1 protein-coding gene is annotated in these 263 nt (G+C 44.1%); it reads right to left on the reverse strand.

The genetic code is table 11. The annotated features are described in order from the left end of the window. The coding region (locus tag R0J87_RS21535; protein WP_498888846.1) for a hypothetical protein at positions 1 to 263 on the reverse strand (263 nt) is incomplete at both ends.

Genomic DNA, 263 nt, shown 5'->3' on the forward strand with positions numbered 1-263 from the left:
GGACTGATTCTAACTCTTTTGCTAAAGCAGGGTTTTCAATCATTAACGGTTCTGGAAGTTGTGACTGACGAACCGCAGCCCCTCCCAGCGCGATCGCGCTAGAAATCGGAATGATAAGATAGCTGGGTAACCCCCCCAACCGCACACCAACAATTAAAACCAGTCCCCCAATCAATACCGCAATTGGATAATGGAGAGGATTAACAAGCCATTTCATGAGAAACTTCTCTACTCTTGAATTGAGATTGATCAAAAGATTTGTT

It is taken from the genome of Halomonas sp. SIMBA_159, from assembly GCF_046536035.1.
Lineage (GTDB): Bacteria > Pseudomonadota > Gammaproteobacteria > Pseudomonadales > Halomonadaceae > Vreelandella > Vreelandella venusta_A.